The sequence below is a fragment of the uncultured Paraglaciecola sp. genome (assembly GCF_937123705.1).
GTDB lineage: Bacteria > Pseudomonadota > Gammaproteobacteria > Enterobacterales > Alteromonadaceae > Paraglaciecola.
The window spans coordinates 1-14672 of record NZ_CAKZKO010000103.1 but is presented as its reverse complement, the minus strand read 5'-3'; the positions used below and the strand labels follow the sequence as shown (position 1 = coordinate 14672).

The 14672-nt window shown below is 40.2% G+C and carries 13 protein-coding genes and 1 pseudogene; 8 read left to right on the top strand and 6 right to left on the bottom strand.

Annotated elements, in window-relative coordinates; translation table 11 throughout:
• Positions 1–427: 427 nt before the first annotated feature.
• From Q0688_RS13965 to Q0688_RS13940, 6 genes are read right to left on the bottom strand one after another with little or no spacing between them, the layout of a single operon-like run.
• Positions 428–700: a hypothetical protein gene (locus tag Q0688_RS13965; protein ID WP_299077813.1), complete on the bottom strand. Its 273-nt coding sequence runs from the start codon at positions 698–700 to the stop codon at positions 428–430.
• Positions 700–1239 carry a DUF1566 domain-containing protein gene (locus tag Q0688_RS13960; RefSeq protein ID WP_299077810.1) on the bottom strand — a complete coding sequence of 180 codons (540 nt, stop codon included), beginning with the start codon at positions 1237–1239 and terminating at the stop codon, positions 700–702. Before Q0688_RS13960 ends, Q0688_RS13965 begins: the two co-directional genes overlap by 1 nt.
• The gene (locus Q0688_RS13955) at positions 1236–2831 is read right to left on the bottom strand and encodes a Calx-beta domain-containing protein (RefSeq protein WP_299077807.1); all 1596 of its coding nucleotides are present in this window, start codon (positions 2829–2831) and stop codon (positions 1236–1238) included. The genes Q0688_RS13960 and Q0688_RS13955 overlap by 4 nt, the downstream gene beginning before the upstream one ends.
• A gap of 51 nt (positions 2832–2882) precedes the next feature.
• On the bottom strand, positions 2883–5084 hold the full coding sequence (locus Q0688_RS13950; protein ID WP_299077804.1) for a DNA topoisomerase 3: 2202 nt from the start codon (positions 5082–5084) through the stop codon (positions 2883–2885).
• Positions 5084–5353: a hypothetical protein gene (locus Q0688_RS13945; protein ID WP_299077801.1), complete on the bottom strand. Its 270-nt coding sequence runs from the start codon at positions 5351–5353 to the stop codon at positions 5084–5086. Before Q0688_RS13945 ends, Q0688_RS13950 begins: the two co-directional genes overlap by 1 nt.
• Positions 5332–5985 (bottom strand): hypothetical protein, encoded by a 654-nt coding sequence (locus Q0688_RS13940; protein ID WP_299077797.1) that lies wholly within the window; start codon positions 5983–5985, stop codon positions 5332–5334. Before Q0688_RS13940 ends, Q0688_RS13945 begins: the two co-directional genes overlap by 22 nt.
• Before the next feature lie 162 nt (positions 5986–6147).
• Here Q0688_RS13940 and mobH point away from each other — a divergent pair, with 162 nt between their 5' ends.
• From mobH to Q0688_RS13900, 8 genes and pseudogenes are all read left to right on the top strand, one after another.
• Positions 6148–8871, top strand: a complete 2724-nt coding sequence (mobH, locus tag Q0688_RS13935) for a MobH family relaxase (RefSeq protein ID WP_299077794.1) — start codon at positions 6148–6150, stop codon at positions 8869–8871.
• A gap of 2 nt (positions 8872–8873) precedes the next feature.
• Complete coding sequence (gene traD / locus Q0688_RS13930) at positions 8874–10733, top strand: conjugative transfer system coupling protein TraD (protein ID WP_299077791.1); 1860 nt, start codon at positions 8874–8876, stop codon at positions 10731–10733.
• Positions 10734–10782: 49 nt separating this feature from the next.
• Positions 10783–11328: a hypothetical protein gene (locus Q0688_RS13925; protein WP_299077788.1), complete on the top strand. Its 546-nt coding sequence runs from the start codon at positions 10783–10785 to the stop codon at positions 11326–11328.
• Positions 11285–11914, top strand: coding sequence for a DUF4400 domain-containing protein (locus Q0688_RS13920; protein WP_299077785.1), 630 nt, complete (start codon positions 11285–11287; stop codon positions 11912–11914). The genes Q0688_RS13925 and Q0688_RS13920 overlap by 44 nt, the downstream gene beginning before the upstream one ends.
• A gap of 250 nt (positions 11915–12164) precedes the next feature.
• The gene (traL, locus tag Q0688_RS13915; RefSeq protein WP_024608547.1) at positions 12165–12446 is read left to right on the top strand and encodes a type IV conjugative transfer system protein TraL; all 282 of its coding nucleotides are present in this window, start codon (positions 12165–12167) and stop codon (positions 12444–12446) included.
• Complete coding sequence (locus Q0688_RS13910; protein ID WP_299077773.1) at positions 12443–13057, top strand: TraE/TraK family type IV conjugative transfer system protein; 615 nt, start codon at positions 12443–12445, stop codon at positions 13055–13057. Before traL ends, Q0688_RS13910 begins: the two co-directional genes overlap by 4 nt.
• Positions 13057–13992: a type-F conjugative transfer system secretin TraK gene (locus Q0688_RS13905; RefSeq protein ID WP_299077770.1), complete on the top strand. Its 936-nt coding sequence runs from the start codon at positions 13057–13059 to the stop codon at positions 13990–13992. Before Q0688_RS13910 ends, Q0688_RS13905 begins: the two co-directional genes overlap by 1 nt.
• Positions 13992–14672: pseudogene (locus tag Q0688_RS13900) on the top strand (hypothetical protein); the annotation flags it as partial. The gene Q0688_RS13905 and the pseudogene Q0688_RS13900, both read left to right, overlap by 1 nt.

Sequence of the window (14672 nt, the reverse complement as noted above, 5' to 3'; positions counted from 1 at the left end):
AACTAATAACAGGGAGACAATATCGTTAACCTCTATTAGTTTGGATGACAATGTTGATAGTAAAGAATCTAAACTATTATGGCCCGTATTTATTGCTAAATCATTCAGCAATGCAGTTTGGTATCCAATAAGCATACCCAGCACCAGCCCTTGTTTATCAGAATGGAAGCTTCTAATAAGGAATTAATAAAGCTCATCGTTTTGCTTGATTTGTTTAAACCCTAAAGCTCGGAAAGTTTCACATGTGAAACTTATTAGTATATTGTTTGTAGATAAGAATATAAAAATAAACTAACAGTAAATTTAACTTGGTATAATCGTGATCTAAAATGGCAGATTAGATTTCTTAAACAACTGATTATTTCTTAACTCTACTAGCTATTGTCACATGAGTATTACAGAGTTACCCCTGTAATACTCGATCTATTCAAGGCTTTACTACCCAAGTACGTTTATGGCTTTCACGCACAGTATTACTACAATACTGAATGTAACCTAACTCCAAAAGCTCCTCTAAAGCATCATCAATTTGCTCTTTATGTAAATTACATTCAGTACCTATTAGGACAGCATGGCGTTTACTTATGAGGCCCATTTCTGCATTACTTACAAGGGCAGCAAGAAGTTGAAGCCCATCCATTGATAACTCATCATCCACAAACAACCTTTCTGCTACTACAGTGAATTTAATCGATGGCATTAATTATTTCCTCTGACCAATCTAACGTGTCGTAAATTTGTAACTTCAGGACTTAAATCAGATCCTGTAGCAAAATTAATACTATAACCGCCATTAACCACACCTGAAGTATCCGCCCGCGAAGTTGAACTCCAGTAAGTTGCTGATGGTGTGTCGGGAAATACACTTAAGTTTATAGCAGGGCTATGGCACTGCGCATTTACGAGCGAAGCTAACTCTTTTATGTTGGGTAATCGCCAATCATCATAACCTGCTAAGCCTCCACTGGTGTTTAAGTCTTGAATCGTTGTTAGTGAGTCAGCCCAATCTAAATTAGCGGCAACCCCAGAGCAGCCGCGAGTAGAGTAGGTTTGGCCTAAGCTGCACTTCGACCATACTAAACCGGATTGAGCATCCGTTATAGTTCCATCCAAGTGATCAATATACTGCTGGCTACTTACCCGGGGGTAGATTGTGCTTTCCTTACATACTTGTGCAGCAACTCCAGAGGTTAAAAGTAGGGTTGATATAGCGAATGCAGTTAAATTAATAGATTTCATTTTTTATTCCTCACTGCGATAAATGATTGGTATACACCTTTTTGGCAAAGCTTTACATGACCATCACCAAAATCATAACACCACGCCGATGCTTCATTATCAGCACCAGGGGTTGCACTTAGGTAGTTAGTATTTGTTTTTAAATTAGAAAAGAAATTACTTTCTGGTACTGTTGTCACTTCAGGTTGCTCATAATTCGCAATAGATCGTAATTCACTCGCTTCTGGGGCTCGCCAGTCATTAAAACCACACGCACCAACTCGGTTCATCTCAGTAATATAAGCTTGGGTGTCACAATAAATTTTATCTTTGCGACCAGGATCTTTTGTGAATCCACAGTATCCATTAGTTACAGTAACTGGCCGGTCTTTAGGTAAGGAATTTTTTGTCGTTCTTTGAGATCCAGAACTCCCTCCGTTATCTTTTATATTTGAGTTATGCCACGCATAGGTAAAATTGCCGGCGCGCCAACTATCGCCGGTTGGTGTTTCCAAAACATCGTCTTCACCATTTTCTTTTTCAATTGTTAAATCTGGCTGCTTATTCTCCCAGACTAATCCGGTAACATTATCCTGGACACAGCTCCAATTCTCACTGGTAGCTGGTAGTGGGTTACCATTGAAGTCAATTTTAGTAAAAGAAAAGCCTGCATGACCGTGATCATTGTTACCAGCTTGATTTAGATCGCGGCCATACGAAGCATCTTGTCCCGGGTGGCTTGCTGGCTCAAATGATAAATTAGAAACAACTCCATCACTGAATTTGGTTAGTCCGGTATCGTTTAATCCAATATCACCCAAAATAACAACTGTATGAGAAGAACCCTCGCCACTAATTAGATCTGCATTTTCAATTTGTTCTAACGTTACAAAGATTGTTTCTCCACCCTCAGGTATTGGATCTTCGATAATAGATAGCTCAATTTCTCTAAATGTCTCTCCTGCTGAAAAATATACTTCAGTTTCATTGAGCGTATAATCATCGCCCAGAAGTGCAGTGCCAGATAATGACACCGTAGCAGTAACATCAAAGCCACTTTCAGCTGATAATGAAACCGGAACTGTAACAACCCCCACGTTTTCAGTAGCTGATTGTATAACTGTATCAAAGGTTAATGTTGGAACTGAGTCATCATTGAGTATTGTTATTGTGGCTGAACTATTTTTATCATTTATTTCTGCATTAGTGACCGAATCTAAATGAACTTTGAAATACTCATCTGGTTCATGCTTATCATCTCCATGAATTAAAACATCAATTTGCGCACGCCGACTACCCGATGGGATGATTATTTTACCGCTCTTCGCTGAATAATCTTCACCATTAATAGCTGATATATCTTCAAAAGAATATCCAAGCTCAATATCTTCTGCTGATTTTTTAGAAAGTCTTATCGGAATTGACAGACTTTTACTACTCCCTTTATTTCCTTCATTTATAGAAGTGTTTTCGATTGAAATTACTGCCGGTGTATCGGGTGTTGACGTTTTATTATCGTCTTCGCCACCGCCACAACCTGTTAAAATCATGGCTGAGGCAACTGAAGATAAAGCAAATAACTTTCTTAGTTGCATAATATTATTTATTTTCATGAGTTATTTTCTCCTGGGTTTAATAGACTGAATATTATTTATTTTCATGAGTTATTTTCTCCTGGGTTTAATAGACTGAACACCTCTGCAGGTGGGGAAGTTTGAGCATCCCCAGAACTGAGAAGCCTTTTCTCCCTGTTTTGGTTTACCTTTTCGCTTAAGCATAGGTGAATCGCACTCGGGACATTTGGGAGCATTCTTTTGGGGGGTTGTTGCTTTTATAGGATCGACAGGCTTACCGCGATTATCGTTAAACGTTTTCTTACACGAGGTGTTTTTGCAACCCCAAAAGAAACCATTTGATCCTTTTAACCGGGTTAATTCACCTCCACAATTAAAGCATTCATGAGTTGCGGGTTTAGTCCCTTCAAATGCCTTAGAAATAGTTCCACCACTTTCCACTAAAGCAGAAGAGTTCACCTTTAGCTCTTCTACTAGCTTGCAAATCCAGTTGGTTATTTGATTCATAAAAACAGTCATATTACCGTGGCCGGAAGCTATTTTTTCTAACTCTTGCTCCCATGCCGCTGTCATGCCAGGAGATTTTATGGCTGGTGGCATAATAGCTATTAAGGCATTTGCTTTTTCGGTAGAAATAAGCATTTTTTTCTGCCGCTTAAAATATCCTTTATCCACGGCCCCTTGAATAATGCCCGCACGAGTTGCTGGTGTACCAAGCCCTGCAGTTTCAGCTAAAATCTTTTTGAATTTTTCTTCAGTAACAAACCGAGAAATATTTTCCATAGCAGCTAATAATGAAGATTCTGTAAAGTGGGGTGAGGGGCGTGTTACTTTACTACCAATGGATGAGTTACTTATCAGAGCAGGCTCGCCTTGATTTACACGCGGAAGTTTATCTTGCTCTGCGAGCCCTTCACCAGCCTCTGTACCCTCGTCCTGTGGGGAGCTTTCACTTTCGGAGTTAAAAAGTACTTTCCAACCCTGTTTAAGAGGTGTTTTACCAGCAGCTATAAATAAGTGATTACCACACATTACATCAATTACAGTACGGCTAAATTCAGCTGGACTATAAAACTGAGCAATATAAAAACGCCGTACTGCATCATAAATATTGAACTCAGGCTCAGACATGGCGGAGATATCTACTTTGAACGGCGTTGGGATAATAGCGTGGTGAGCTGTTATTTTTTTATCATTAAAAACGCGTGACTTACGGCTTGTATCCGCACCGGCCACCAGCCCCGACACTGCTTGGTCAGATAAAATTAAATTTTGAAGAACTTCATTAGCTTCTTGTTTTTGTGACTCAGGAAGGTATCTGCAATCCGTTCTAGGATAAGATGTAGCGCGAAATTTTTCATACAAATTCTGAGCTACATCAAGCACTTCTTGTGCAGTATATCCCCATCTCTTGCTTGCATATTGCTGTAACGAAGTCAAATCAAAAGGTAGTGGTGCCGATTCTTTCCCTGCTTTAGTTTCAGCTTTAGATATGACAGCTTGAGCCCCTTTTATTTGAGCTGCCACTTGCTCTGCATAAGCTTTGTTTATGCAACGCCCTTGCTCATCAATAAATTCATCAGGTGCACACCATCTAGCGCTAAAGTGTCCATTCTGCACAGAGACTGAGATATCTAACGTCCAGAATGGAGATGCTTTGAAGTTAGTAATATCCTGATCTCTTTGGCAAACAAGAAAAATAGTAGGGGTGATTACTCGTCCGATATGCAACGTTTGGTCAAAACCTGCCTTCCGAGTTAATACTGTATATAATCGACTAGCGTTCATGCCAATCAACCAATCAGCTCTCTGGCGAGCAATTGCAGCATAGTATAGTGATAGGGTTTCTTTACCATCTTTGATATTTTTCAACGCTTTGCGAATACTATTATCATCCAGTGCCGTTAAGCATACTCGTTTTACTAAACCTGAGTACTGAGCTCTATCCATGAGTGAACGTGCAATTGCTTCACCTTCTCTATCATAGTCAGTTGCTATATAAATAACTTGCGCCTTTTTAATAAGCAAATCGATAACTTTAACTTGCTTTGATGCGGTTTGTTTTACTTTAAGCTTCCAGTTCTCAGGTGAAATTGGCAAGGTATCTAATGACCAAGACTTAAACTTATCACTATAATCTTGAGGCATGTACATTTGCAATAAATGCCCGAAAGCCCAGGTTATATAGTTTTCCTTTCCATCATGGAGGTAGCCATCTCCGCGTTTAGTTATACCCAAAACGGCAGCTAAATCTTTTGCTTGAGATGGTTTTTCACAAATATATAGCTTCATTACCCCTCCTTACGTTTGCGTTGTAAGCTTAAATGACGAACCGATGAAGATGACTCAAGAAGGCCCCGCCATTTTAAAGATAGGTTTTGCAACTCAACATGTTCTTTTGCTATATCGTTTAGAACACCCGAAATAACAATAACAGAGTCAAGAGGTGTACATCTTGAGCCAGCTTCTTCTAGCATTACGCGCATTTCTTCATATAACTCAACTTTGCGATCTGTTGAGTCGTAATTGCCATTAAGTTTTATTGTTTTATTGCTTTGCATGGATTCACCACAGATTTAGGTCGAACACTACTTCTAACAATGTTCCGTTGTGTCGAAGTTACATTTTTATCTGTGCAAAAGCTTACCCATGCATCCAAATATGACTGGTAGTTATGGTCGGGTAGGGAGCAAGAATCTGTAAGTATATCGGGTATGCCTTTGGCTCCGCCGTTCTCTGTCACGAAGTGCCAATCAGCTTCATCCATACCTATCCCAGCATTACAGAAACGTTCCCAACGAGATAACTCATAGAATGAATATCCCTGTTTAATATTTTGGTGTTTTTTATCAGCAATTGCTAAGGCGCTGTTAGCCTTTGTATTCTTATCAATTTCAGTTACTGCAGCTATAGCGTTATTAACCGTGTAAGGCGATTCCATATCTGCTACAGGTAAGTTGGCCTTCGCTTCTAACGTATGCAAGTTACCATCACCTAGAACATGAATATAACCAGGTTGTCGAATTGCCGCTCCGCCTCGACCTATGTTATCCCAAGAAAGAGTTAACCCTCGGGTTACACGCGCTTGTTTAGTTTCTACTTCTGTTACATCTTTCGCAGGTTCTGGTTCAGGAGAGCTAGTGCAGCCGGCCATGAAAACAATACCAACAATGAGAAAAGAGGCTTGCTTCATTATTTAATTCCTATTCATTAAATCGTCTTAGTTAAGTTTACTGTGTATTGGGCCTAATACAGCAGGCTCTAACTGCCCAATTTGGACAGAAGCGCGTTTCATAGTTTTAGTGAAAGTCTGGGACTATTAAGCATCGAAAATTACTTGTTTGGTTTTATCTGAATGCTAACAAAGCTAAAGCGAATATTTGGCCCTTCAACTCCACCTTTAAAAACCAAGCCGGTGGTGGTTGATGAGTATGAAGAAGAGATACCGAGATATCCGCCTTTCGCGAAAGGTCTACCGGTTGCACCTATTGATAAAGTACTGCTAACTCAAGATGAGCTTATACAGCGTATTCGCAATGCTTTAGGTTTTAATAAAGAAGAGTGCAAAAGCTTAATATTGCCCGTAATAAAAAAATACGCTGAATTTGTTCATTTATTGCCTGCGTCAGAAGCCCATCATCATCGTGGTGCTGGTGGACTCTTTAGGCATGGCCTTGAGGTTGCCTTTTGGGCTGCTCAAGCATCGGAATCTGTCATTTTTTCAATGGAAGGGTCACCAAGAGATAGGCGCAATAATGAGCCTAGATGGCGATTAGCCAGCTGTTTCGCTGGGTTGCTTCATGATGTAGGTAAGCCTTTATCAGATGTGTCTGTAACAGATAAGGGTGGCTCTGTTACTTGGAATCCATATAGCAATACGCTTTATGGATGGGCAGTAGACAATAAAATTGACCGGTATTTTTTGCGATGGCGTGACAGTCGGCATAAGAGGCACGAGCAGTTTTCAGTATTAACTATTGAGCGGATAATTCCACCGAATGTTTTACAGTTTCTATCCGAGTCAGGGCCTGAAATATTGGAGGCAATGCTAGAAGCGATTGCGGGAACGAGTACAAACCAACCAGTTACAAGGTTAATGCTCAAAGCTGATCAAGAAAGCGTTGCTCGCGATCTTAAGCAAAGCAGACTAAGTGTTGATGAGTTTTCTTACGGTGTACCGGTTGAAAGGTATGTTTTCGATGCAATTAGAAGGCTTGTTAAAACAGGTCGCTGGAAGATTAATGAACCTGGCGCAAAGGTATGGAATTTACATCAAGGTGTTTTTATTACCTGGAGACAGCTGGGTGATTTATATGAATTAGTAGAAAAAGATAAAATACCAGGGATACCAAGAGATCCCGATACGTTAGCAGATATCCTTATTGAGCGTGGCTTTGCAATTCCAAACAAAGTACAAGGGAAAAATGGTGAGTCGGCCCATTATCGTTACTGGGATGTGTGCCCAGAAATCATACAGCAAGGCCAGCCAGCAGATACTATAAAGTTGCTAGGGTTAAGGCTTGAGTCGCATGAGCTAGTTTTCACCAATGAGCCACCAGCCCCGGTTAAAGGGGTTGTTATTGGCGAAGAGGCTGAGGTGGAAATTAAATTTGTAGATATAGAGAGCGATGAAGGTGCGAGCGATACCGATGTAAGCGATGAAGGTGCAAGCGATACAGATGTAAGCGATACAGATGTAAGCGATACAGATGCAAGCGATACAGATGTAAGCGATACAGATGCAAGCGATACAGATGCAAGCGATACAGATGCAAGCGAAAAAGATTATGGTTTTGTCGATTTTGAAATGGTTAATGAGATCGTAGCAAATTCCCCTGAAGTTGATGACGAATCACCGTTAGATGGCTTGTTAAAGAATGATATAGATCCCGAAACCATAGAAGGGGCTCTTGGTGAAGCAGAGGCAGTTAAGACAGAACAAAACCAGTCTGTACAAACAGAACAAACAGCGAGCGACCCCATTGACACAGTAGTGAGTGTGACATCTACCAAAAATGAATCAATAAACGTTAGCTGCTTATTCCCTAGCAAAGCGGATAAAAATATACCTGGAAGTAAAAGTAAAAAGCAGCCGGCACCACTAACAAGTGAAAATCCAGAAACAAAGCCACAAGAAAATAATAGATCAGTGGAGGCAGATTGTAATAGATCAGTGGAGGCAGATTGTGCAGCGAAGGATGAATTAGTTAGCTACTTAAATAGTTTACCTTTAGATGCGAAAAACATACTCGAAAAGGCAATATTACCAGTGTTAATAGGTGAGAAATTGCTAGGAGAGGTTTTGTATATCTTTGAGGGTCAGGTTTCTATTATCTACCCAGAAGGTGCAGAATCTCTAGGGTGTGGCAGTGCTTCTGAGGTTCTAGCATGTTTATGGAGTGCAGATTTGATTCAGGGAGATCCGGTAATGCCAATGAAGAAAATACAAAACTTTAAAGGCGTTAAAGGTCTAGCACTTAAAGCAAGCACCTCATCACTCTTAATTGCTGCTCTTGATGAGTTAGCAACTGGAGAGGTCGAAGTGAAACAAGTGATTATGGAAGGCAGAAAAAGCAAAAAACAAAAAAGAAAACCCTCAAAAGAAGACCGTACTGACAGCACAAAAGGTAACAGTGGGCAAGCAAAGCAAAATAGCATGCCATTTACCCAGGGCTTAAAGCAAGAAAGTTTAACTGATACAAATGTAAATAGTATCGAGACAAAGCCAGTTAAAGATATCTTCATCCCTGAGATTGATGAAGACGCCTTACTGATGAGAGGGCAAGGAAAAATGACTGCTGATTTTGATGATATTAAACCAAAGGTTATAACGGTTAGTTCAGCTATTAAATTACTTAAAGAAATGATTTTAAAGCGTGAAGGTAAGTGGATTGTTAGCGCAGTGACCAAGGAAGGTGATTGCCTGGTTACTAGTGGTAAATCATTAGATGTTATAGCTGGTGAATATAATGATATAAGCAAACATAGCTTGAGAGCGCACTTAAAGAGAGGTCAAGCATCACCACCATTGATGTATAAGCAAGGTAAATTGCATCTATTTTTAAAGGAAGGTAACTAATCATGAAGTACAACTCACTTGAGTATGAAATGCCCTGGAGGCCAAACTACGAAAGGCAAGCAGCGCTAGGCTGGATATCAGCAAGCGCGGTGGCTATGGGTGTGAATTATTACAGCACAATGCCATCAGATCCTTTTTATTGGATGAGTGGCATATGTGGAATTATGGCAATGTCACATATACCTAAAGCTATTAAATTGGCAAGTTTACAAAAGCACTTGAGTGGTCGTGAACTTGAATTTATTACGCTAGAAAACCTTCAAAAAACAATTCAGGGCCACCCAAATGAGATGTGGTTGGGAAATGGTTTTGATTGGGAAAATAGGCATACACAGCGAGTATTCGAGATATTAAAGCGAGACTGGTCAAGCGTAGTAGGATTTGAGTCAACAACAAAAAAATTCACTCGAATAATAAAAAGAGAGAAAAAAAAGACAAAGCCAATAGGTGCCACTTGGATACATGGCCTTGAGCCCAAGGAAAAGAAGCTGGTTCAAGATATAGGGCATACAGAAGGACACTCGTTAATTGTAGGAACTACAGGCTCAGGCAAAACGAGAATGTTTGACATTATGATATCTCAGGCTATTTTGCGAAATGAAGCTGTGATTATCATTGACCCTAAAGGCGATAAAGAGATGCGTGACAACGCTCGAAAGGTCTGTGAAGCAATGGGCGAGCCAGAAAGGTTTGTATCATTTCACCCTGCATTCCCTGAAGACTCAGTAAGAATAGATCCGCTTAGAAACTTTACTCGCGTAACAGAAATAGCTAGCCGACTAGCAGCGTTAATCCCATCGGAGGCGGGGGCAGACCCATTTACAAGCTTTGCATGGCAAGCCTTGAATAACATTGCACAAGGGCTCGTTATGACTTATCAGCGACCTAACCTTGTACTGTTAAGACGATTTCTTGAGGGGGGCGCAGCTGGATTAGTAATTCAGTCTATTGAAGCTTACTCGGAAAATGTAATGCCCAACTGGGAGGCCGAGGCAGAGCCATATAAAAGTAAAGCCAAGAATGGTCACATTGAGAAAAAGGCATTTGCCATGCTTAGGTTTTACTACGATGTAATACAGCCTGTGAAGCCAAGTTCAGAGCTGGAAGGCTTGCTAAGTATGTTCCAACATGACTCGACTCACTTTTCTAAAATGGTGGCAAACCTACTGCCGATTATGAACATGCTTACATCAGGTGAGTTAGGGAAAATGTTATCTCCAGACTCTACTGATCTAAGTGATGCTCGCCTAATTACAGATAACGCCAAAATAATTAACAATGGGCAAGTGGCTTATATAGGGTTGGACTCGCTTACAGATAGCATGGTCGGTAGTGCTATTGGCTCCATAATGCTATCAGATTTAACGGCGGTGGCCGGTGATCGCTATAATTTCGGGGTGAACAATCGACCTGTAAATATATTCGTAGATGAAGCCGCAGAGGTGATAAATGACCCCTTTATCCAACTCTTAAATAAAGGGCGAGGCGCTAAGCTTAGGTTATTTGTGGCAACACAAACGTTTTCAGACTTCTCAGCTCGAATGGGAAGTAAAGATAAAGCAATACAGGTATTGGGTAACTTAAATAACAAGTTTGCTTTGCGCGTTCTGGACAAAGAAACCCAAGAATATATCACTGATAACCTACCAAAGACCCGGGTTAAATATGTTATGAGGAATCAAGGTCAAAATACAGATAGTGAAGATCCTATTATGCATGGCGGAAGTCAAGGCGAAAGGTTGATGGAAGAAGAGTATGACCTATTGCCGGCTCAGCTATTAGGAATGCTTCCAAACCTTGAGTTTTTTGGAACTATTTCAGGGGGGCGCTTAATCAAGGGTCGGCTCCCAATACTTGTTTAACTTGCAAGAAACTTGCTGAAAAAAAACAAATTATTGAGGTTATATAAAAATGGCAAAGCAACATCCCTACGCAAGAGTGGTAGATGGCCTAAAAACAAGATGCAGAAAAAATGCAGAGGCACTTACGTTACTTCAGTTTGATTGGCCTGTATCACGTTTCGTTTTAGAAAGAATTAGCGAGTATATTACGGATCACATATGTGCTGATGAAGAGCCAGTGATTTATGAAATTATCGAAGAAGCTCTTGTTAGATATAGTGAGGCGGTTCACTTTAAAGCAGGTAATAAGATACCAGACCCACTTCGGTTTGCTGTATTTATCGAGGCGTTGATTTCAGAAACATCAAGAATAATGGAAGTGGAGATTGTTGATAACTCAGGTTCATCATGGACAGTTGGAAGTGGCAAAAGTTTTTGTGAATGGTACAGCAAGCATGAAGGTGGATTAACAATATACCCAAAACTACATGAAAGTGAAAACAGCCTTAGGTCTGTACTTTACGACTTAATTACCAGTGAACAAATAAAAACAGTGTTAAGGAGGGTTGATTATGAAGAAGCCATTATGGCTGGTGGTTTGGCTACTGGTAATTGAGCTATTAGTTATTTTGTTGTTGGTGCCAGGAGATTGGACTGACAGAGCCATCAAACAAGAAAGCAAACTTGTGGATGCCAATCTTGGCAGTCACACTCGCTATTGGATAGAAGACAAAGCAGAATCATGGTATCAATCTACTATGATCGACTCTGGCTTCTATGAGGGTGTTTATTACACATTAATCCCTACTGAGGAGCAAAGGTTAAATTCAAGGGGGATGGAAAAGATGGGTCTATGGTGGTTTCAGTGGGCTGAGGGTAGGATAGAGGCGTTAGGCAATATTGTTTATCAGTTTTACACTAGGATGGCATTACTCCTTGCTTGGGCCCCCTATATGGTAATTTTATTTCTACCAGCTATGTATGATGGAATGATGACCTGGAGAATAAAAAGAACTAACTTTGATTATGCCTCACCTGTTATCCATCGGTACGGAGTCAGATTTATAGGTTATCTTTTGCTTGGGTTGGGCATTGCATTTTTTGCACCCATAGCACTTAACCCAATAATAATCCCTATTGTTATGATGGCCTGCTGTGTGCTGGTGGGTATTGCTATGGGGAATTTACAAAAAAGAGTTTAAATATAATCCTAACGTAAGAACCATGCCCCACTTATTGCTATTGATAAATGGGGCGAAAAACTTTCACATGTGAAAGTTTTTATAAAAAACCTACGCAATACATTCATCCCTCAAAAACTTCATTAAATACAAATTCACCTACATTATTTTGACAATAAGGCTGTAATTGCCCAAAAAGGGTGAGAACAGATGCGATCTTAAGTGGCTCTTTGACAGAGAATAGAAACATTAATTCTATAAGGAGAAAGCCATGAAGCCTGTGCGAATACCAAGGCGAGTTGATGAACCACCACACTTATTAATGTGGAGCGCTGATGAGCTTGCTCCCATGTTAATCGGACTGGTTGTAGGTGTGATTTTGGGTAAAGCGTTCGTGTGCACCGTAATTGGTCTTGTTATTACAAACTTCTATCGAAAATTTAGAGATAACCACCCAGATGGTTACCTCCTTCACATGCTGTATTGGACAGGTTTACCAATGACTAAATCGAAAACATTTAAAAATCCATACATCCGGAGGTTTTTACCATGAACCTTAAAAGCTACCTCAAATCATGGGAAGGCATACAAAACGAGAATAAGTGGAGTCGTATTTTTATCGCCGGCTTATTGCTAAGCGTATTGATGCTTATTGGTATGTTAGTCAACAAAAAGACAATCGTTACTATCCAGCCTTTCTCTTTACACGATGAGGCGTGGGTAACAAATGATGCATCCTCAGTTGGGTATAAAGAAGCGTGGGGCTTCGCTTTAGCCCAGCTTATCGGAAATGTTACGCCATCTAATGTTGGGTTTATTAAAGAACGCATCGAAAGGATGTTATCACCGGCTATCTACCACGATGTTATTTCAGTTTTAGAAGTTCAGTCGCAACAAATTAAGAATGACAGAGTAAGTATGCGGTTTGAGCCTAGATTCGTAGAGTATGAATCAAAATCGAAAAAGGTTTTTGTATATGGCTATTCGTTTACTAAAGGAATGTCTAGCGAATCAGAAAAGCGTATTGATAGAACATACGAATTTACAATTGCCATTTCAAATTACATTCCAATTATCGATTTCATGACAACGTATGAAGGACGCCCTCGGACAGAAGGTGTTATTGATCGTCTACAACGCAGAGAAGAGCGCCAGGATAAATAATGAAAAAGATTAAATGCAGCCTAGCGCTATCAGTAGCTCTAGCAATATCACCATCTATAAACGCACAAGATGCAATACCAGTAGTACCTGCAAGTGTCATGAAAAAAGCATCGGCAGAAGCTAAAAAGTTAAGCGTGGAATCGGAGAGTCGTGCGAATCCTGAAAGCGGATATCGCGGGGCCAACGTTTCACAAGATGCTGTCGTTAAAATGACTCCAGGCGTGAATCAAATAATACCTGTAGCTATTGGGCACCCAAACCGAATAGTAACGCCATTTGGTAATCCTGAAGTAGTGTCTACATCACTTACTGGTGGGTCAGATGATGGCGAGTGTGGTGAAGTTTGTATTAAAGATAACGTGGTTTATGTCGCAACCAAGAAAAATCACCCTGTAACTATGTTCGTTACAGAGAAAGGAAGCGAGTCTCAAGCATTAAGCTTAACAATGGTTCCTCGTGAAATACCGCCGAGGGAGGTTTTCCTTAAGCTTGATGGTAGCTCTGTAGTTGCAGGTGCGCAATCAAATCCAAAAGCTGAAAGATGGGAAAGGAGTAAGCCTTATATAGAAACAATACGGACAATATTTAGAAAGCTAGCCCTTGGGGATGTTCCACAAGGTTACTCAATGAATAAGACGCCGAATAATATAACTCCTCCATATTGTGATCATCCTGGTATGGCCGTTTCCTTTAAAAACGGGCAAGTTTTAATGGGTCATAGCCTAACAGTTTTTGTAGGTGTTGCTGAAAACAACTCATCCAATGCATTGGAGTTTAACGAAGCAACATGTGGTGATTGGGATGTTGCAGCTGTTACAACTTGGCCCCTAAAGGTTTTAGAACCAGGCCAGCAAACTGAAGTCTATGTTGCGCGTAAAAATGCAAAAGGAAAAGCTCCTACTTCCAAACGCCCATCACTGTTAAGGGGTAAATAATGAAAGCTTATTGGGAAAATATGAACCCTAAAATGAAGAAATACACAGCTATGTCTTTAGGTCTAGTTGTGATATTCGGCATTGTAGCTATTTTTTCTAGCGGTGAAAAAGTTGAGCGAAAGACAACGCGAGAAGAAAGCATTCGCCACATACTTACAGACTCGAACACGCGTGAGGTAGGTATTGACGCGCTTTCGGCGGATCTTAAGTTAGTTGCTCGTGAAAATGAAAAACTGAAAAAGGACTTGGAACGTTTTAGGGAAGAAATGACCAGAGATACCGGCCAATCTAAAGATAAGGTTTCGGGTCGTGATTTAGCTCGCATTGAAGCTGAAATGAAAAGGCTAAAAGAGCAAAATGAAAAGCTAGCTAAAAAGATAAAAGATCCATCTGAAAGCAAGTTGAGTCCAGCAGAAAAAGCTAAAAATAAAAATGCACAAATAAATCAAGATTCGAGTGCACCATTTAAAAAAGAAGGGGAGCTTGATTACTCCAATCCAGAAGATTTCTTTAAAAACAACCCAATACCGAAAAGTAATGAAAATGAGAATAGTGTTCGTGATACTAAAGGTAAACCTCAAGAACAGGCAGCGCTTGTAATTTCAAGCTACTCATCTTCAAAAAATGATATCGATCCTAATGAAAAAGACGTTAAAGAAGATGACCTTTATATACCTGCG